The organism is Alkalibacterium psychrotolerans (assembly GCF_054784355.1).
Map to the genome: position 1 here is coordinate 1 of NZ_BAAGPH010000135.1, position 19346 is coordinate 19346.

Here is a 19346-nt window from a genome sequence, read left to right on the forward strand (position 1 = left end):
AATTCTTTTCTTTACCATATGTTTATAATACCCTTACAATCCCTCTCTTTTCAAATCAACTGATTGTCACTTGCGATTGAGGTGATGGGCTTTCTAAAAGGTAAAACTTTATACTTTCCTATACTATCAAAAAAGGCATACCGCAAGCGGTACACCCTTTCTTTAAACGTATTTTTATGAATTATTCATGACATAGCTGGTATCTTTTTTTCGGTAAAGTTTTTTTCTTGTTTTATCCAGCCACGGTTTCAGCTTGCTGAAGGCCAGGAAGAATACTGTCGCTACTATTGGACCCTTAATAAAGTTAAACGGGACAATGGCAAACAGTAAATACGTTCTCATAGGGCCTACATCAAATCCCATAACCGCCATATAAGCCGGTGCTATGATGAGCCAGTTAATCAAGGCCATCATTACAGTCAGACTCGTGCTTGCGATAGCAGTTGAAGCAACTTTATCTTTAAGAGTCAGACCTTTTTTGCTGATGTACAGATAGAGCGGCAACGTAAATGAGATAGATGCGATAAATGCTGCTGTATCACCAATCGGGAATCCCATTTCTCCACCTTTTTGAGCATATGAGAGCAGTGAACGTATAAATGCTATGGCTACACCTGCTAGAGGGCCGTACACATACATACCAAAAAGGACAGCCAAATCACTGAAATCAATTTTCAAAAAAGGTGCAGCCGGCAGTACCGGGAATGAAAACATGGAAATAACCCATGCCAGGGAAGCGAGCATTGCAATACCCACTAATCGTTTTGTCTTGTTGTTTGTCATAATAAATCCTCCTGAAAGGATTCATCCTGCTTAGGGTGAACTTTTATGCGATACTATTCATTTTGCTTTGATTGTGAGAAATGAGGATCAAAAAAGCTCTGCTTGTTCCCCACTTCAGGTCACAAACAGAGCAAAAAGACAGAATTGTATTCGGTCAAAAGCTCCATCTTCTTTATCCAGACTATACTGTCGGTACTGGAATTTAACCAGTTCAGCAACCAAAGTCGCTCGTGGACTATACCACCGGTAGGGAATTACACCCTGCCCCTGAAGATGAATCATTTAATTTTAATTTCTTTAAAAATTATATTATATTTCTAAAGGTTTGTCAAGATACATTGTTTGTTCTTGCACAATCTTTTCATTATTCATCTCCCTCAGCTTTTTTCGGGAGATGAATAATGAAAGAGGCACCTTGGTTCACCTTGGACTCAACTTCAACATACCCACCATGTGCTTCGATGATGTTCTGAACAAGCGACAAACCAATACCTGTACCGTTCGTATTATAAGAATAGTTGTTACGTGATTTATCTGCTTTAAAGAATCGATCAAAAATAAATGGCAAGTCGTCTTCTGGAATACCAGTCCCCGTATCTTTAACAATCATGACAACTTCGTCCAGATCTTCTTCATTCAGCAGTTGAAGGGACACAATTTTTTCATCTTTGTCAGCCATACTGGTGTGTCTAATCGCATTATTAATTAAATTTACAAAAACCTGGTCCATTTTGTCTCTATCCATCGTTAAATTGACAGGATCTTTAGTCAAATCAAGCTGTAAAGAAACTTCTGCTTCATTAGCCATTTTGTCGAATCTGAAGAGCAGACTCCTCAAGTATTTATTGACATTTACTTCTGTTTTCTGCAGTTCGATATAACCGGCTTCCATCCTTGATAAATCAAGCATTTCGTTGACCATTCGGCTCATACGCTGGGATTCATCCCGGATTATAGTCGCCATCTCTTTTTTCTCTTCTACACTTTCCGCAATATCATCAAGTATAGCCTCACTATACCCTTGAACCATCACTAATGGTGTGCGTAATTCGTGTGAAATGTTATTGATGAAATCGACCCGCATTTTATCTAGCCTGTGCTCTTTCGTCAGGTCCTTGGTAGAAACCAGTACCCCTCTCATATCATTTGAATAATCATCTGTCAGAGGAAGAATAGTAACATCGTGATAAGATTCTTCCATTTCAATAGTGAATTCCTGAATCGTATTTGTTTCCACCACTTCATCGAGTTTATTTTCCAGATCTACAAACTCTTTCTCATCGGAAAAATTAGCTTTGTCAATTTGATACTGAGTCAGAAATAAATCCCCCACAGGATTCGATAATAACAGAGTCAGATCAGAGTCATAGTACAGAATTCCCGTTTCAATGTTATCCATAATGTGCGCCAGCAATTCTTTTTCCTGTTTGACGACCGTACGATTTGTTTCAAGAGAGTGCCCCATCTTATTCATCGCCATAGCCAGTTCAGACATGTCATCTCTTCCTGAAATGGGCAATTGATGACTAAAATCATCTCGAGCAAAATCAAAAGCAATATTAGTCATGGCATTAATTGGCTCGGAAATGTTTTTCTTAAGGTAATTGTAATAATAAGTGGCTATTAGCATATGTAAAACAATTAACGCGCCAATTACATAGGCCATACGGCGTTCAATCATGATTAAAGAAGACAAATCCGCATATGAGTACAGTAACAGCTGGCTATCTTCGTAGTCTGCCGGCTTAACATGAAAAACATAGGGAATGTTATGTCTTATATTTTCATCTCGATCTGCTCTAATATCTAGATGGTCTGCCACGTTAAAATTTTCGATAATATCCGGCTTATTCTCCATCGTTTCCAGAACATCATCTGAAAATGGCCGAATCCACTCCTGGTCATCTTCGTTTAATAACGCAAAATGAATGCTGGAATGTAAGTTATTAATCGGTTCAATATTCTCTACTAAAAAATGTGGATCCCCTGCAGCCAGGCGCTCCACATTAATTATTATTTCTTCAAAGTCGTTCAGCATGTTTTCTTTTATTTCCTGAGAATAAAAGAAACCGTAAGAAACAGTAGTAGCAATGAAAGAGAATAAAGTTATACCGAATGTAATCAGCCATATTCTTATTGCGACTACATTTAGTTTCATTTGTTTACTCCTCTTCTTCATGAGGATATGAATTTAGTTTATACCCTAATCCCCAGACTGTTTCAATCATTTTAGCTGCTATATCAGATTCTTTTTTAAGTTTTTCTCTCAATCGTTTAACATGTGTATCCACTGTTCTGAGATCACCGAAAAACTCATACTTCCAAACTTCACGCAGCAGTTGTTCTCTTCCGAAAATCTGGTCCGGTGCTGACATGAGATAATGCAGCAAGTCATACTCTTTCGGTGTCAGGTTCACGGCTTTACCGTCTGCTGTCACCCGGCGAGAATCATTGTCAATTTCAAGATGAGGCAATTTCAGGGTATCAGTTACTTCTGCATTACCGCCTGAAGCGCCGGATCTTGATTTCGTTCTTTTAATGATGGCCGCTACTCGCAGTACAATTTCGCGCGGGCTGAAGGGCTTAACAATATAGTCATCGACCCCAGCCTCAAAGCCCTGAATACGGTTTAATTCTTCACCTTTAGCCGTCAGCATCATGATAGGTGTATCTTTTTCTTTTCTAATTTCTTCAGCTACTTCTACTCCATCCATTTCCGGCATCATAACATCCAGAAGAATAAGATCGTAGTCGTTTTCCATAGCCTTTTCAAGAGCCTGCTGGCCATTTTCAGCTTCATCTATACTGTAGTCCGCTTTTTCAAGATACATTTTTAACAAGCGTCTGATTCTATCTTCATCGTCAACTACTAATAATTTCTTTTCGTTTTCCTGAACCTTTTCATCCGTCACTTTAAGACACTCCTCTAAATCATAGTAGGTTGTTAGTTGCATATGATGTCAGTCAATAAGTTTTCTTAAGTTTAATTATAACTAAAGCATGCCTATACTTCCAACAATTTAGTTTTTAAAGCGATAATATGCTATTGATCATCTATCAGGAGTTTTAGTTTGCTCACTTCAAAGCCCTTTAACTCACGCCATTCGCCGGACTGAAGACCCTCAGTAGTTAGAAAGCCATATTTTTCGCGGGTCAGCTTTTCTACTGGGAACCCAACCGACATAAGCATCTTTTTAACCTGATGGTTTTTACCTTCATGAATGATTAATTCGACCAGACTTGTTTTACTTGTTGGGTTAATATCCAATATACGTGCCTTAGCAGGCTGTGTCTTGTAGCCATCAATGACGATGCCATTTTCGAGGCGTTTAATAGCCTTTTTATCGATTAAGCCAGTCACTTTAGCCACGTAAGTCTTTTCAACCCCGTACTTCGGGTGGGTTAACTGATTAGTCAGCTCACCATCGTTAGTTAGCAAAATAACACCTGTGGTATCGTAGTCGAGTCTGCCTACAGGATAAATTCTCTGCTCTACCGATGGAAAAAAATCCACTACTGTCTTTCTCCCCTTAGGGTCTACCGCACTGGAAATGACCCCTCTTGGTTTGTTCAACAGAAAATAAAGGGTCTGTTCTTGTTGAATAGGAATATTATCTACTTCAATGGTGTCATTTTTTGAAACGTTTAAACCCATTTCAGTTACTGTTTCGCCGTTGACTTTTACACGGCCTTCTTTAATCAGTTTTTCAGAGGCTCTTCGAGATGCTACTCCTGCATGAGCCATTACTTTTTGTAAACGTTCCATTATTTATTTTCCTCCAAATTTTGTGGCGCTCTCTTTAAAATTCTGTCATATCATTAAATAAACTCTGATTGGTGAGTTCTTCTTCAATCTCAAGTTCTGGTAATTCAGTTAAATCATTTAGCCCGAAATAATCAAGAAAATAGTCGGTTGTTCCATATAAAACCGGCTTGCCAGGAGCATCGAGCCTACCGATTTCCTGGATTAACTGTCTTAATTTTAATTTCTGAAGACTGGAGGATAACTGCACACCTCTGATTTCTTCAATCTCCATTCGTGTAATGGGCTGTTTGTACGCGATGACAGCCAACGTCTCAATCGATGCTTTACTTAGCTGTTTGCTGAGAGGAGACTGAGCATACAATTGAACTAGCGGAGAGAGTGATTTCTTTGTGACTAGACGAATGTTGTCGGCTGTTTCAATTAAAGTAAGTCCAGACTCCTCATCTGATTCGTACTTAACTTTTAATCTTTTTAAAGATGCGCTGACGTGATCTGGAGTAGACCGGGTCAGTTGAGCCAGCTCCTCTAACTTCAGTCCATCTTCTCCTGCTACAAATAACAACGCCTCATATGATGCTAATTCTTTCATACTAAATAGGCCCTTTCACTAAGCACTTGCTGAGCTTAAATAAATTTCTCCGAAACTTTCAAACTGCTCAATCAACAGTTTGTTTTCTTTTATCAATTCTAGAACTGCTAAAAATGTAACAATAAACTCTTTTTTTGTCGGTATATTCAGGAGTGTTCTAAAAGAGATTCTTTTTCGTTGTTTTCTGAATTTGTTTTCCAGCCATTCGATTTTTTCACTAATTGTCACTTCTTCAAGTTCAATCGTATTCGGCTTCGGTTCGAGCCATTCTTTTTTCTTTAACAGCTCACCAAAAGCCCCAACCAAATCTTCCAGAGTCAGCTCTCCTTCCGTTAAAGGAACAGATTGCTGATAATGAGTCAAATCCGAATGGTGTTTAGAATAGTAATGCTCTCTTGCTTTTCTATTTTCAGACAATTTCTGAGAAGCATATTTAAACTTACGGTACTCCAGCAATTTCTGCTGAAGTGTTTCCAGCGATTCTTCTTCCAAATCAAATGCTTCACTTTCTTCTTCCCACTCTTCATTTCTAGGTAGAAGAAGCTGACTTTTGATAGACATCAGGGTTGCCGCCATCACTAGATATTCTCCTGCTACATCTAACTGCAGAAACTGCATGGCCCGAATATAGCTTAAATACTGCTCTGTAATGTCTTTTATTGGAATATCATAAATATCGATCTCGAATTTATTAATCAGATGTAAAAGCAAATCCAAAGGACCTTCAAAAATCTCTAAATTGACTTGCCATTTTTCATTCATCTTCATTCCTACTTTTTATGATTTTTCTGCTTCTCTCTGCCATTTAGTGATAAGAGAAGCTGTTTCCAGTGTGCCCACTATTTTTTTAGGTGAGCATGTCTTATGAAGGGCATCAAGCATACGGTAAGCCATCCCCTCTTCACGGTAAGACGGGTTAATAGCTATATGTCTGAGTAAAATAATTTCATCCTCTTCTTCGATGCCCATAACACCCGCTAGGTCACCGGTTTCCTGACTTTTCCATAAGAAAAGCTGTCTATTCTCTTCCTGATTATACCACTGCATTTCATTAGTCAATCGACTAGTTTCTTTAAGATCAGGTACATAAGAAAGCAGGCCCATCGTAATTTTCTGATAATCCGGTTTGTATCTAATGAGCATTTACAGCCCTCCTATTTCCTCGTTCTGTCTGCATGACTAATTTCCAAGTTTAGAAAATCTTCATACGTTTCTCTTCTAATGGCTAAAGAATCTTCGCCATTTTCAAGAAAAACCACCGCCGGACGTGGAAGCCGGTTATAGTTACTTGCCATTGAATAGCCGTATGCACCCGTACTGAACACAGCTAAGATGTCATTCTGATTAACCTCCGGCAAAGTGATGTCCCAAATCAGCATATCGCCACTTTCACACGCCTTGCCCGCAACTGATACTTTTTCAACTGAGTCATTGTTTACCTTATTGGCAAGCACACCTGTGTAGCTTGCCTGATATAAGGCAGGGCGAATGTTATCGGCCATTCCACCGTCGACAGAAATATATTTTCTGACCTCTGGAATCTGCTTCTCCGTACCGATTGTATAAAGGGTCGTTCCAGCTTCTCCGACAATACTTCTGCCCGGTTCTATCCAAATTTCCGGGAGCTCCATATTCAGTTCATTCCCAGATTTTTTTACAGCTCGCATAATTGCGTCTGCAAATACTTCCAACGATAGAGGTTCGTCGTCTTCGACATAGCGAATGCCAAAGCCCCCACCCACATTTAATACGTCAAGGGTGAACTGGTAAGTTGAACGCCATTCATTAGCTTTTTTCATCAATTTATCAACTGCCGCTTCATATCCACTCACGTCAAATATTTGAGAACCAATATGAGCATGAAGTCCAATCGGATTGATATATGGCGAAGTCATGAGTTGCTCAATTACCTTTTCAACTTGGCTGGAAGATAAATCAAAACCGAATTTAGAATCTTCTTGTCCGGTAGATATATAGTCATGTGTATGTGCATGAATACCAGGAGTGACTCTAATCAACACACTGATATCTTTCTGTAGCTCGTCAGTTATCTCTTTCAGCATCTTCAATTCGATAAAGTTATCAAGAACTATACACCCAATATCATTGACAATCGCTTCTCTCAGTTCACGGTAAGATTTATTATTGCCGTGAAAATGAATTCTCTCTGCGGGAAAACCTGCTTTAAGCGCCAGATAAAGTTCTCCACCTGAGACCACATCCAGAGAAACACCTTCATCTGCTAGACGTTCATATAAGGCAAGTGAAGAAAACGCCTTGCTGGCATAAGCTACTTGGGTCTTGTTTTCGTAATTAGCAAAAGCCTCTTTAAAGGAGCGAATTTTTTTTAGAACCAAATCGATATCATAGACATACAAAGGTGTCCCGTATTTCTCAGCAAGCTCTACTGTGTCAACACCGTTTATCTTCAGATGATTATCTTCACCGATGGTCATACCCTCCATCAGTCTTTTGTTAAAATCTGTACTAGTCATTTTATCCCACATTCCCATATTAAAGTAATTAATATTATAATTATTCTAGAACCTGAAAAAATCATTCATGACTATCATACCTACATATCAGTTAAAAATCAAACCTTGATTTAATGGCTAACTCCTGCCAAATTTCGTTAAGTTATTATCTACATAAAAAACGAAGGTGTTTCAAATGCATTCTTTGAAACACCTTCGTTGAATATTCATAATGAGGAATGAAATTTCTTGCTATATCTTTTCAATAAGTGACTTCACTAAGGATTTAAATGACTCTCGAACGCGAGTGGTTACTTCCACTACTTCATCGTGGTTTAGGTTTTCCTGCATGCCTGCAGCATAGTTAGTGATACACGAAATTCCAGCGACTTTAAGTTCCGCATGTCTAGCAACTATGACTTCCGGTACTGTAGACATTCCAACAGCATCGCCACCTAACGTTCTAATCATACGAACTTCAGCTGGTGTTTCGTAGGTAGGACCCGCAAGTCCTAAATAGACGCCCTTCTGAACAGATAGGCCATTATCATCTGCAGCCGCTTCAATAAGTGACTGGTAGCCTTTATCATAAGCTTCACTCATATCTGTAAATCGGGGGCCCAGCTCATTGTTGTTTGGTCCAAGTAAAGGATTGTCACTCGTTAAATTGATGTGATCAGTAATGATCATCAAATCACCAGGTGTAAAGTTCTCGTTCACTCCTCCAGCAGCATTGGTTACCACTAGTGAGCTAACACCTAAGGCTTTCATTACTCTTACTGGAAATGTCACTTCTTTGAGTGAATAGCCTTCATAATAGTGAAAGCGTCCCTGCATCGCAAGGACTTTCTTGCCCCCTAAATCGCCGTATACTAGCTTGCCGGCATGTCCTTCGACAGTGGATACCGGAAACCCTGGAATCTCCTCATAAGGCACCTCAATCGCGTCGGTTGCTTCATCTGCCAGCTCACCTAAGCCTGAACCTAAAATCAGACCAATTTGAGGCGTATCCAAGCCTTTTTCTTTTAGAAATGACGCTGCTTTTTCTACTGCTTCTATATAGTTCGTATCCATGTCCTGTCTCCTTTAATAATCTCTCTTTATTTCAATAAATTTAAGAAACTGTTACCAAAACCTGTATCCTGCACGCCAAAGTTTTCTGCTATAGTAGCACTGATGTCAGCAAAATAGCCTTGAGGCAGTTCTTTGTACTCTTTAAGCTTTGGACCAGTCACTAATAACGGAACATATTCTCTCGTATGATCTGTTCCCGGTTGTGTCGGGTCATTGCCGTGATCGGCCGTAATCAGTAAGAGATCGTCTTCCTCGAGTGCATCCAGCAGCTCAGGGATGCGGGCATCAAATTCTTCCAATGCTTCCTTATAGCCCACGACATCTCTTCTGTGTCCAAATAAAGCATCGAAGTCAACTAGATTGGTAAAGCTCAGCCCGTTGAAGTCTTTTTTCATAACTTCAAGTAACTTATCTACACCATCCATATTGGACTGTGTGCGAACCGAATCCGTAATACCCTGTCCGTTAAATATATCATTGATTTTTCCAACTGCGATGACATCTTTGCCATCTTCTTTAAGGAAGTCAAGAACCGTGTCACCAAATGGATCCAGAGCATAGTCGTGGCGGTTGCTTGTTCGTTTAAAGTTTCCGGGTTCCCCTACATACGGTCGGGCTATGATTCGACCAATCATGTACGGTTCTTCTTTGGTCAATTCTCTCACATATTCACAAATGGAATACAGTTCCTCCAGAGGAATAATATCTTCGTGTGCAGCAATTTGTAAAACGGGGTCCGCTGATGTATAAACAATCAAATCCCCAGTTTCCATCTGATGTTCACCGTATTCGTCAATAATTTCCGTTCCCGAAGCCGGACGGTTCGCTACAATTTTACGTCCAGTGTGTGTCTCGATTTTTTCAATCAGTTCATCGGGAAATCCATCAGGAAAGACGCGGAAAGGTGTCTGAATGTTTAATCCGGTTAATTCCCAGTGACCTGTCATCGTGTCTTTCCCTACTGAAACTTCTTCCAGTTTAGTATAGTACCCGTTTGTATTCTCAACTGGATCGACACCTTTTACCGGTGCAATATTCCCAAGTCCTAAAGCCTGCAGATTGGGGATGGAAAGGCCCGCTTCCTCCGCGATGTGTCCAAGTGTATTTGATCCTTCATCGTTGAAGTCTTTTGCATCAGGCGCTTCTCCAATACCGACTGAATCCATTACTAATAAGTGTATCCGTTTAAATGACATGTTTTTTCCTCCTAAAGAGTCTTTCTTTCAGAATAAATCAGCCATCAAAAAAAAGCAAGAAAACCGTTGTTCCTTGCCTTTAATTTAAGCAGTTTGTTAGTCAATTTTAAGAATCAGGCTCTTGGGTGATACTGTGAGTAAACATCCTTCAGTCGGTGCTTGGTTATATGGGTGTAGATTTGAGTTGTGGAAATATTAGAATGACCAAGTAATTCCTGCACAACTCTTAAATCTGCACCGTTTTCCAGCAAATGTGTCGCAAAGGAATGCCGCAATGTGTGCGGGGTGATGGACGATTGTATACCGGCTTCACGGGACAGCTGCTTCAATTTTTTCCAGACACCCTGTCTTGATAAGGGAGCCCCTCTAGAGTTCAGGAAAATAACTGGTGTATCCCTTTCTGATTTTCTCAGTAAATGTGGACGAGCATTCGTCATATAGTAATCAAGCCAGTATGTACCCATTTCACCAATAGGAATCAGACGTTCCTTATTCCCTTTCCCGACAACCTGAATAAGTTTCATGGACAGATGAACTTCTTCAGTTGTCAGTTCTATCAACTCGGATATGCGCAAGCCTGTAGCATACAGCACTTCGATAATTGCCCGGTCTCTAATCCCCAAAGGTTTTGTGGTATCTGGGGAATTCAGCAGCCGTTCAACCTGGTCCATCGAGATGATTTTAGGAAGCGTGTCTGATTTTTTGGGTGTCTGCACATACAGCATAGGATCTTCAGAAGTGTAGCCTTCCTGTTTCAAAAACTGGTGAAATTTGCGTAGACTTGAAAATTCACGAATAATCGTATTGTCTGACTTTTCGGATTTTCGCTCATCACTAAAGAAAGAGAGAAGAATATAACGGTCAATCTCCTCCCAGTCTTCTATCGCGTATTTTTTTAGATAAGTTAAATAGTGAGTGATGTCACGTTTATAGCTTTCAACTGTATTAAGTGATAAGCCTTTTTCAATTTTCAAAAAAACTAAATAATCTTCCAGAGCAGAACTGTTCAGCATAGCTACCCCTCGCTGCTCTCTTGCTGGGCAAGACAGTTCTTACACAGTCCGTGAAAAGTCAGGCGATGATCCTTAACTTTGAACTCGTATTCCTTTTCAATTTCCAATTCGATTTCAAATAGCATATCCTGCTTGACCTCTTCAATTGAACCGCACTTCAGACACAGAAGATGGTGATGCTGATGCTTCTGGTCGTTCATATTCAAGTCGTAACGGGCAATGCCATCCTGGAAGGTTAATTTATTAATAATTTGAAGTTCAGTCAGGATTTCCAGTGTTCGGTAAACTGTTGCCAGTCCAATTCCGACATTTTTAGCCTTAACCAGCAGGTAAATTTCTTCGGCGCTTAAATGATCTTTTTCTTTTTCAAGTAAAACTTCAACAGTCAGTTCTCTCTGGGGAGTCAACTTAAATCCAGCCTCGTGGAGTTTCTGTTTAATTGTCTTGAAAGAGGAATCTAGTTTTTTCATAAAGAACTCCTTAAGATTAGATTGATTACAATTTTTCAATGAACATTTATACTCTTCATTAGAATAAGTATAAAATAATCATTAAAAAGTCTCAACCTTATTTCTCTTCATCTTCAGGATTTTTAATTAAAAAGGTTCCCGTTTCATCCTGGTTGACCCACCCCTGTTTCATTAGTCTTCCTACAGCGCGTTTGAACTGTCCCTTGCTAATTCCGAACTGAAGCTTAATGTCTTCCGGGTTTGTTTTGTTGTGATACGGTATTTTATGATTTTCAGAGCGTTTCAGAACTTCCAGAAGCATTAGGGAGTCTTCTTCCATTACTTCATGTGCTCTCGGTTTCATGGAAGCATACAAGACGCCGTCTTCTCTAAGACCGATGACTCTGGCTGAGATAGTCTCGCCAAGTCGCGGCTCTTTTTCTCTTTCACTTGGGTGTATAAAAAGAATGTGCTTGTCTTCAGTCAGCGCATATGTGCCACTTTTCTTAAGAGAAAAAGTAACGCCGGTGAAATCTGCATTATGCATATCTTTCGTGCCCTCGACAAAATCGTGAAAGAACAACTCTTCATCTGCCGGTTTAGCCCATATCCGGTCCTTTTTATCAACCATAACAGTAACAAACAGTTTGCTACCCTCTTTAGGCCACAAGCGTCCTTCGGCAGGCAAGTCATCCATGGAGACGACTAAATCTTTACCCGGCCAGTTAACATCGACAAAAACACCCAGTCTATGACTGACCTTGACGACCTCTCCCCAGCCGTAATGATCTGGTCTAATGTCAGGTATTTCAGTTATGAATACCAACTGATCACTCTTATCGGTATAGGCAAACCCCTTTAACACGTCCCCTATTTCAGCTTCCGCTTCCGAAAGCACTTTGTACGTCAGGCCGTTTTTCTGAACAAAGAGCTGCTTGTCATTTTTATCTGTAACGATGGCTGTCAGTTCAGCCGCTAAGTTTGCGTTCATATTTGTCTCCTTCTTTATAAAAAAGGAGATAATGATTGGTTAGAGTTCGCAGGGACTGCTGATTTTTAACAGAGTGTCCGAATCCTATCAATCATTATCTCTTCTTCAAACTATCATTAGTTTATATTTGTTAAAGCTTAAATCGCAGTTGTTGCTCCACGGTAGATAATTCCACGTCTAGCATCAACAGTAATTAATTCGTTCTGTTCAATCAGCTCAGTTGCATTTTCAGCAGATACGATTACTGGAATACCCATCGCAATACCGATAACAGCTGCGTGAGAAGTCAGTCCGCCTTGCTCTACTACTATAGCTGCTGATTTTTCGATTGCAGGCAGGTAATCTTTATCTGTATTCTTAACTACTAGAATTCCGCCTTCGATTGCTTTTTCCATTGCTTCTTCTGCAGAAGAAGCAACGACTGCTTTACCAATAACTGATTCAGAACCGACACCTTGTCCGCTAGTCAATTTTGATCCAATTAGTTGAATCTTCATAACGTTAGTAGTTCCTCTTTCACCAACAGGAACCCCTGCAGTAATAAGAATCAAATCGCCTTCTTTGGCATACCCTTGTTCTACAGTTTTCTGAGTAGCCAAGTTAAACATATCATCAGTAGATGTTGTTTTTTCTGAAACTGTCGGTTGTACACCCCACTGAAGAGCCAATCCACGAGCAGTTTCTTCGCTGAATGTTACAGCCAGGATATCTGCTTTAGGACGGAATTTAGAGATCATGCGAGCAGTGTGGCCGGATTCAGTAGCAGCTACAATCGTAGAAATGTTCAGATTCTTAGCTGTGTGTCCAACTGCCTGTCCAATTGCTTCAGTCATATCGTTCTGATCATAAGCTTTCAAAGCAAATGCGTCCTGATTGACTAATGCTGATTCTGTACGAGTCGCAATGTTATACATTGTCTGAACAGCTTCAACAGGGTAATCTCCAGCTGCTGTTTCACCTGAAAGCATAATAGCATCTGAACCATCAAAGATGGCATTGGCAACGTCGGAAGCTTCCGCACGTGTTGGACGCGGATTAGCCTGCATGGAATCCAACATCTGGGTAGCAGTGATAACAGGCTTACCTGCATTGTTACATAATTTAATCATGCGTTTTTGAACAATCGGCACGTCCTCAGTTGGAATTTCCACTCCAAGATCTCCACGAGCAACCATCAAGCCGTTAGAGATAGCTAGAATTTCTTCCAAATTATCTACGCCTTCCTGGTTTTCAATTTTAGGAATAATCTGAACATGCATTTTGTCCTGCTTTTCAAGCATTTCTGTAATTTCTAATACATCTGATGCACGTCTGACGAAGGAAGCTGCAATATAATCCACGCCATTGTCCAGACCGAATTGAATGTCAGATCTGTCTTTGTCTGTCAGACCCGGCAAGTTCACAGATACACCAGGAACGTTAACACCTTTTTTATTTTTAAGAATGCCCGTATTTTGAGCAGTTGTTACGATATCTTCGTTTTCACGATCGATGTCTGTAACCAGCAGGTTAATCAAACCATCATCAAGTAGAATACTTGAACCTGGAGTAACATCATTAATCAGTTCTGAATAGGTAACTGAGAAACGTTCGTTAGTTCCTTCAACTTCGTTCATTGAGATGCGCACGGTATCACCTTTAGTAATAGTGATTTTGCCATCTTTCATGTTGTTGGTACGAATTTCCGGACCTTTAGTATCCAGCATGATTCCGACCATTTTTCCAGTTTGTTCTGAAGCTTTGCGAATATTTTTAATACGGTTCAAGTGTTCCTCATGATCACCGTGAGAGAAATTCAAACGGGCAACATTCATGCCTGCTTCGATTAACTTGACAAGTGTATCTAGGGATTCACTTGCCGGACCAATGGTACAAACTATTTTAGTTTTTTTCATTTTGATATAACACTCCTATGTTTAGTATAGTTTTAATATAAAAATACTTTGCTAGACTCTTTATCTGGAAAAAGTACTAATTAGATATTTCCTGATTTAACTTATACAAATCGAGATTTGGTGTATGTGTCATATTGTCTAAAGTTTCGACAATATCTCTTACAATAATCTTCTCATTCTTTATTGCCATACAAACTCCGCCTTGACCATCTTTCAATGTATCAACGGCCTTTGCTCCAAACTGAGAGGCAAGAACTCTGTCTCTTGCAGTAGGAGAGCCTCCTCTTTGAACGTGTCCAAGCACTGTTACTCTGACATGGAAGTTGTCAATGGCATCCAGTTTCTCAGCGAATTCGTTGCCGTCCATAACGCCTTCGGCAAGAATAATAATACTGTGCTTTTTGCCTTTTTCTCTTCCGTCTCTGATGTTGTCAGCTACTTCAGTGATGTCGAATCCTTTTTCAGGAATAATAATCTGCTCCGCTCCACTCGCTACTCCAGTCCAGAGTGCAATATCACCGGCATCGCGTCCCATTACTTCAATGACAAAGGTACGAACGTGAGAGGTTGCTGTATCTCTGATTCTATCTAAAGCATCCAGCACTGTATTGATTGTCGTATCAAATCCGATAGTGTAGTCAGTACCCGGAATGTCATTATCAATGGTTCCAGGAATGCCTACACATGGGAAACCGCGTTTAGTCAAGGCATATGCTCCTCGATACGAACCGTCACCCCCAATTACAACTAATCCTTCGATACCAAATCGTTTCAGCTGCTCGATTCCTTTGAGCTGTCCTTCTTCAGTAGCAAACTGAGGATATCTGGCAGAATATAAGAATGTTCCGCCTCTTTGAATCATGTCTCCAACGTCACGGCGATTTAACTTTCTAATATCCCCGGCTACTAAACCTGCAAAACCGTAATTAACTCCATACACTTCCATATCTTCATGCAGTGCTTTTCTAACTACCGCTCTAATTGCAGCGTTCATCCCCGGAGCATCGCCTCCGCTTGTCAGTACTCCAATTCTTTTCATTACAATCCACCTTCAATGCATTTTCTTCATTTTCCTGTCAAAAACAACCGACAGAAATATGTAATTCATCCAGATAAAGAATACGTAAAAACGTACAGAAGCTATTTTACACTAAAACCTGACATATTTACATACATTTATTATCTTATCACTAATTGAGAAAAATGTCTTTGATAAAGCTGATATTATAGCTAATTTCCCTTATCTTTCAGAATAACATTCTTTTTGCCCAATAATTGAGCGAGTTCGTCCAGGCATTCTACTGATGGATCAGTGAAATACTGTTCTTTTAATGTCTCTTTACGTTTAGCTACTGAATCGTACACAATAACTGGCACTGTACCAGGATAGGACTGAAGCGTAGATAACGTGTCTTTTAATTTTTGCTGGCTGCTGGCTAGCTGATCGATTTTCAAGAACAACCGTCTCTGCTCTTCTGATTTCTCGGATACTTCTTTAATAGCATTTACGAGTATGTTCAATTGGTCTTTTTTCCATTCTGCCTTGCCGTTGACTGATATTACCGACTCTTCTATACAGTACTTACTGAATTTTCGGTAGTTTTCTGGAAATAGTACTGCAGTAGCTTCGCCAGATGAATCAGAAACAGTGACAAAAGCCATCGGTTCCCCGCGTTTCGTTTGGATTTTTTTAATTGCTTCAACCTGAACAACGTAATCTGCCATACCTTTATTAGTTGATTCCATTAGGAACTGATTGGCTCTCCCTGTAAATTGTTCTGTGGGGTGTCCAGAGAGATAAAAACCTGTTGATTCAAATTCCTGACGAAGCTTATCCTTGGAAGAAAGTGGTGGATGAACTTCTGTACGTGGTGCTAATGATTCAAACAACTCAATATTTCCGTTGCTCATAGCAATACTGTCCAAAACCGGTTCAATGGAATGGAGCATTGTGTTTCTGTTATCAGCAAAACCATCCAGAGAACCAGAGTGAATTAAAGGCACAATCAAACTGCTTTTTCTCCACCGCTGATCCAGTCGGGAAACCAAGTTGATTAAATCAGTATAATGTCCATTGCGCTTCCTTTCAGAAAGTATGTCGCGAATGAAATCTTTACGAAGACCTTTCACACTGTCAAGACCAAATACAATGGCCCCTTCTGAAACAGTAAAACTACCCTGACTTTCGTTTATGGAAGGTGGCTTTATTTTAATCGACTGCTTTTTCGCTTCAAGTATATAGGTTTTGACTTTTTCTTTATTATTGGTCGATTCACGTAACAATGACACGTAAAAGGAAGCTGGGAAATGAGCCTTAAAATAGGCCAGTTGAAAAGCCAATTTCGAATAGGATACAGCGTGTGAACGGTTGAAACCATAGTTAGCAAATCGTTCGATAAGATCGTAAATTTCAGTAGCCGTCTCTTCTGCATATCCCTTTCGCTTGGCACCTGCAACGAATTGGTTGCGCCCTGCATCTATTTCTTTTTTTATCTTTTTCGAGATGGCTCTTCTCAGTATGTCCGCTTCAGACAAAGAATACCCTGCTATCTTAGAAGCCACTTTCATTACTTGCTCCTGGTACACGATAATGCCATTGGTAACTGACAAAATATCCTCTAAATCAGGATGAAGATAGTGGATAGTTTCCGTTCCATTTTTTCTGGCAATAAATGTATCAATCTGTTCCATCGGACCCGGACGATATAGTGCATTAACTGCTACAATATCCTCAAAAGTATCTGGCCCCAGTTTTTTCAACACTCTTTTAATTCCCGGTGATTCAAACTGAAAAATACCATTCGTGTGGCCTTTTTTAAACAAGTTAATTGTCTGAGAATCTGACAAGGAAATACTGTCCAGTTTTTCTTCAATTCTCCCTTTTAATTCTTTAGTGTATCTCAGACAATTAGCCAGTATCGTCAGATTCTTTAAGCCTAGGAAATCCATTTTCAATAGTCCGACTTTTTCTACATCCCCCATGGTGTATTGGGTCAGCGGCATGACTCCACTTCCTTCTTGAAGAGGAGTTAATTCAGTTAAGTTGTTTCTAGAAATCACAACTCCGGCAGCATGCGTAGAAACGTGACGCGGCAAACCTTCAAGTTTCACTGCAATAGAGAAAATCTGTTTATGCAGCTCACTTTCAGTCAGAAGATTTTTCAGTTCCTGAGAGGAATGATAGGCTTCTTTAAGCGTTATACCCGGCTGACTCGGAATCGCAGCCGACCATCTTTTCAGCTCTTCAGTTGACAAGCCTAGGGTTCTGCCTGCATCTCTGACAGCCATTTTGGCTGCAAATGTACCAAAGGTTGCAATTTGTGCGACATGATCTTTACCGTACTTGTTGAAGACATAGTTTAAAATCATTTCTCTTTTATCATCTGGAAAATCCAAATCAATATCCGGCAAGGTAAAGCGCTCTTCATTTAAAAATCGGTCGAACAGTAAATCATATTCAATAGGGTCAACATCGGTGATGCGTAAGACGTATGATACCAGTGAACCTGCAGCCGATCCGCGTCCCGCTCCTGTCACTATGTTCTGCTTATGTGCATAGGCCATTAAGTCCCAGACAATGAGGAAATAGTCTGCAAAACCCATTTTATTAATGACAGACAGTTCCTTAGCTAAGCGTCTAGTATAAGCTTCAGAGGGGTTTTCTATTTTTTTATTTAGCCATTTATAGGCGACGTCCTCGAGATATTTTTCCGAACTCATCCCTTCCGGCTTTGGAAATTCCGGCAGGACTGAGGCCCATGAGAATTCAATACTTATCTTGTCAGCTAATTCAGCTGTTTTCTCGATTCCTCTACTTAACTGTTTGTCGTTGTAGAAGTTCTCTACCTCTCTAGAGTCTTTAAGGCAGTAGTTTTTCCGTTTGGCTGATATCGTTTCAAAATCCAGCTTCTCCTGATTTTCAATGGCATTTAGTACCTTGAGGGCAGGCTCGTCGTCTGTGTGTAAGTAATAAACAGGCTCATTAATGAGGTAGTCAATGTTTAAGCTTTCCAGCAACTCGAGTACCTTTACTAATTCTTCGTTATTATCTTCTGTCCATTTTATTCCTACGTAAAAATCATCAAATAAAGTCCTACAATTTTCAAGCAGGCTAACGGCGTTTCTGTCACGAGCCACCAGAAGCTCCCACAATTCTTCCTGCTCACTAACAGGGAGAACAGCTGCAATATCTTGCTGTACAGTTTCGATACTATTTAAGGAGAGGTTAACTTTATTCAACATTTTATCGGTTGATAGTATCATCAGCGACTGATAGCCAGTTTTATTTTTAGCCAGCAGTATCATATTGAGCGGTACAGATAAAGCTTCTCCACCATCCAGCTCAGCTGTCATCCCCAGAATAGGTTTGATATTGTTTTCTTTAGCTTTCTCATAAAATTCTACAGCACCATACAACACATTAAAGTCAGTCAGCGCAAGTGCTTTATACCCCTTTTTCTTGGCCTGATCAATTAAGGAAGAAATTGACACAGTACTTTTTAACAAAGAGTACGAACTGATGACTTGAAGAGGCACATAGGTCATATTTTTCACCTTCCAGTAAGGAATAAATTAATTGGAACAAAAAAGAAACTCTCGTTGATGCCCGAACCATTCGCCCAGCATCATTGAGAGTTTTGACTATCTAATTCCTAGTGCAATACGAGCATAGCGGCTCATTCTAGACGTGTCCCAAGCTGGATACCAGACTAATTTGACATCTGTTTCAGTAATTTCTGGAATAGTCTTCATAGCATTTAAAATATCTTCTGTAATAACGTCAGCCAATGGGCAGCCCATAGTTGTGAGTGTGATTTTCATTTCACAGTATCCTCCGTTAAAAACATTAACCTCGTAAACTAGTCCTAAGTTTACAATATCAATTCCTAACTCCGGGTCTATAACTTGCTCCATGGCCTGCATGATACGATTTTTTATATCTTGAATTTCTTCTTCTGTCCAAGCAGTTGTTTCATTGCTCATACTGTTCCCTCCTCGTATAATAAGTTTGTAGTTAAGAATTGTTCTTAACTTAGTTGATTGATTAACTGTTTGAAAGAATGGAGCTTTCTCCCCCATGGGGGAGAAAAATTTCAAAAAGTCACTTTTGATGATC

17 protein-coding genes and 1 riboswitch are annotated in these 19346 nt (G+C 39.9%); all 17 genes read right to left on the reverse strand.

What is annotated here, in order from left to right; translation table 11 throughout:
* Positions 1 to 174: 174 nt before the first annotated feature.
* Positions 175 to 783: an ECF transporter S component gene (locus ACYVLS_RS10890; RefSeq protein WP_460324426.1), complete on the reverse strand. Its 609-nt coding sequence runs from the start codon at positions 781 to 783 to the stop codon at positions 175 to 177.
* Between the two features lie 161 nt (positions 784 to 944).
* Positions 945 to 1062, reverse strand: a riboswitch (FMN riboswitch).
* A gap of 85 nt (positions 1063 to 1147) precedes the next feature.
* Entirely contained in the window at positions 1148 to 2941 is a 1794-nt protein-coding gene (locus ACYVLS_RS10895; RefSeq protein WP_460324428.1) for a sensor histidine kinase, read from the reverse strand.
* A gap of 4 nt (positions 2942 to 2945) precedes the next feature.
* Positions 2946 to 3695 (reverse strand): response regulator transcription factor, encoded by a 750-nt coding sequence (locus tag ACYVLS_RS10900; RefSeq protein ID WP_460324430.1) that lies wholly within the window; start codon positions 3693 to 3695, stop codon positions 2946 to 2948.
* A gap of 131 nt (positions 3696 to 3826) precedes the next feature.
* On the reverse strand, positions 3827 to 4549 hold the full coding sequence (locus ACYVLS_RS10905) for a pseudouridine synthase (RefSeq protein WP_460324432.1): 723 nt from the start codon (positions 4547 to 4549) through the stop codon (positions 3827 to 3829).
* A 34-nt stretch (positions 4550 to 4583) separates the two neighbouring features.
* Positions 4584 to 5138, reverse strand: coding sequence for an SMC-Scp complex subunit ScpB (gene scpB / locus ACYVLS_RS10910; protein WP_460324434.1), 555 nt, complete (start codon positions 5136 to 5138; stop codon positions 4584 to 4586).
* 18 nt (positions 5139 to 5156) lie between these two features.
* Positions 5157 to 5900, reverse strand: a complete 744-nt coding sequence (locus tag ACYVLS_RS10915; protein WP_460324436.1) for a segregation/condensation protein A — start codon at positions 5898 to 5900, stop codon at positions 5157 to 5159.
* A gap of 15 nt (positions 5901 to 5915) precedes the next feature.
* A complete protein-coding gene (locus tag ACYVLS_RS10920; protein ID WP_460324438.1) occupies positions 5916 to 6281 on the reverse strand; it encodes a GNAT family N-acetyltransferase in 366 nt (121 codons plus the stop codon).
* Between the two features lie 11 nt (positions 6282 to 6292).
* Positions 6293 to 7633, reverse strand: coding sequence for a diaminopimelate decarboxylase (gene lysA / locus ACYVLS_RS10925; protein ID WP_460324440.1), 1341 nt, complete (start codon positions 7631 to 7633; stop codon positions 6293 to 6295).
* A 231-nt stretch (positions 7634 to 7864) separates the two neighbouring features.
* Entirely contained in the window at positions 7865 to 8686 is an 822-nt protein-coding gene (locus ACYVLS_RS10930) for a purine-nucleoside phosphorylase (protein ID WP_460324442.1), read from the reverse strand.
* A gap of 26 nt (positions 8687 to 8712) precedes the next feature.
* On the reverse strand, positions 8713 to 9882 hold the full coding sequence (gene deoB, locus ACYVLS_RS10935; RefSeq protein WP_460324444.1) for a phosphopentomutase: 1170 nt from the start codon (positions 9880 to 9882) through the stop codon (positions 8713 to 8715).
* Positions 9883 to 9995: 113 nt separating this feature from the next.
* Positions 9996 to 10895, reverse strand: coding sequence for a site-specific tyrosine recombinase XerD (xerD, locus tag ACYVLS_RS10940; protein WP_460324446.1), 900 nt, complete (start codon positions 10893 to 10895; stop codon positions 9996 to 9998).
* A gap of 2 nt (positions 10896 to 10897) precedes the next feature.
* Entirely contained in the window at positions 10898 to 11365 is a 468-nt protein-coding gene (gene fur / locus ACYVLS_RS10945) for a ferric iron uptake transcriptional regulator (RefSeq protein ID WP_460324448.1), read from the reverse strand.
* 97 nt (positions 11366 to 11462) lie between these two features.
* Positions 11463 to 12335: a CvfB family protein gene (locus ACYVLS_RS10950; protein ID WP_460324450.1), complete on the reverse strand. Its 873-nt coding sequence runs from the start codon at positions 12333 to 12335 to the stop codon at positions 11463 to 11465.
* 137 nt (positions 12336 to 12472) lie between these two features.
* Positions 12473 to 14230 carry a pyruvate kinase gene (pyk, locus tag ACYVLS_RS10955; RefSeq protein WP_460324452.1) on the reverse strand — a complete coding sequence of 586 codons (1758 nt, stop codon included), beginning with the start codon at positions 14228 to 14230 and terminating at the stop codon, positions 12473 to 12475.
* A gap of 76 nt (positions 14231 to 14306) precedes the next feature.
* Positions 14307 to 15269 carry a 6-phosphofructokinase gene (pfkA, locus tag ACYVLS_RS10960; protein WP_460324454.1) on the reverse strand — a complete coding sequence of 321 codons (963 nt, stop codon included), beginning with the start codon at positions 15267 to 15269 and terminating at the stop codon, positions 14307 to 14309.
* A gap of 191 nt (positions 15270 to 15460) precedes the next feature.
* Complete coding sequence (dnaE, locus tag ACYVLS_RS10965) at positions 15461 to 18775, reverse strand: DNA polymerase III subunit alpha (protein WP_460324456.1); 3315 nt, start codon at positions 18773 to 18775, stop codon at positions 15461 to 15463.
* Between the two features lie 96 nt (positions 18776 to 18871).
* Positions 18872 to 19213, reverse strand: a complete 342-nt coding sequence (locus tag ACYVLS_RS10970; protein WP_460324458.1) for a metal-sulfur cluster assembly factor — start codon at positions 19211 to 19213, stop codon at positions 18872 to 18874.
* Positions 19214 to 19346 lie beyond the last annotated feature (133 nt).

What these genes read in the sequence shown, in the direction of transcription:
- ACYVLS_RS10915 (WP_460324436.1), bottom strand. Translation starts at nt 5,900, where the DNA reads ATGAATGAAAAATGGCAAGTCAATTTAGAGATTTTTGAAGGTCCTTTG.
- lysA (WP_460324440.1), bottom strand. Translation starts at nt 7,633, where the DNA reads ATGACTAGTACAGATTTTAACAAAAGACTGATGGAGGGTATGACCATC.
- pyk (WP_460324452.1), bottom strand. Translation starts at nt 14,230, where the DNA reads ATGAAAAAAACTAAAATAGTTTGTACCATTGGTCCGGCAAGTGAATCC.
- ACYVLS_RS10970 (WP_460324458.1), bottom strand. Translation starts at nt 19,213, where the DNA reads ATGAGCAATGAAACAACTGCTTGGACAGAAGAAGAAATTCAAGATATA.
- dnaE (WP_460324456.1), bottom strand. Translation starts at nt 18,775, where the DNA reads ATGACCTATGTGCCTCTTCAAGTCATCAGTTCGTACTCTTTGTTAAAA.
- ACYVLS_RS10930 (WP_460324442.1), bottom strand. Translation starts at nt 8,686, where the DNA reads ATGGATACGAACTATATAGAAGCAGTAGAAAAAGCAGCGTCATTTCTA.
- ACYVLS_RS10950 (WP_460324450.1), bottom strand. Translation starts at nt 12,335, where the DNA reads ATGAACGCAAACTTAGCGGCTGAACTGACAGCCATCGTTACAGATAAA.
- pfkA (WP_460324454.1), bottom strand. Translation starts at nt 15,269, where the DNA reads ATGAAAAGAATTGGAGTACTGACAAGCGGAGGCGATGCTCCGGGGATG.
- xerD (WP_460324446.1), bottom strand. Translation starts at nt 10,895, where the DNA reads ATGCTGAACAGTTCTGCTCTGGAAGATTATTTAGTTTTTTTGAAAATT.
- ACYVLS_RS10890 (WP_460324426.1), bottom strand. Translation starts at nt 783, where the DNA reads ATGACAAACAACAAGACAAAACGATTAGTGGGTATTGCAATGCTCGCT.
- ACYVLS_RS10920 (WP_460324438.1), bottom strand. Translation starts at nt 6,281, where the DNA reads ATGCTCATTAGATACAAACCGGATTATCAGAAAATTACGATGGGCCTG.
- fur (WP_460324448.1), bottom strand. Translation starts at nt 11,365, where the DNA reads ATGAAAAAACTAGATTCCTCTTTCAAGACAATTAAACAGAAACTCCAC.
- deoB (WP_460324444.1), bottom strand. Translation starts at nt 9,882, where the DNA reads ATGTCATTTAAACGGATACACTTATTAGTAATGGATTCAGTCGGTATT.
- scpB (WP_460324434.1), bottom strand. Translation starts at nt 5,138, where the DNA reads ATGAAAGAATTAGCATCATATGAGGCGTTGTTATTTGTAGCAGGAGAA.
- ACYVLS_RS10895 (WP_460324428.1), bottom strand. Translation starts at nt 2,941, where the DNA reads ATGAAACTAAATGTAGTCGCAATAAGAATATGGCTGATTACATTCGGT.
- ACYVLS_RS10905 (WP_460324432.1), bottom strand. Translation starts at nt 4,549, where the DNA reads ATGGAACGTTTACAAAAAGTAATGGCTCATGCAGGAGTAGCATCTCGA.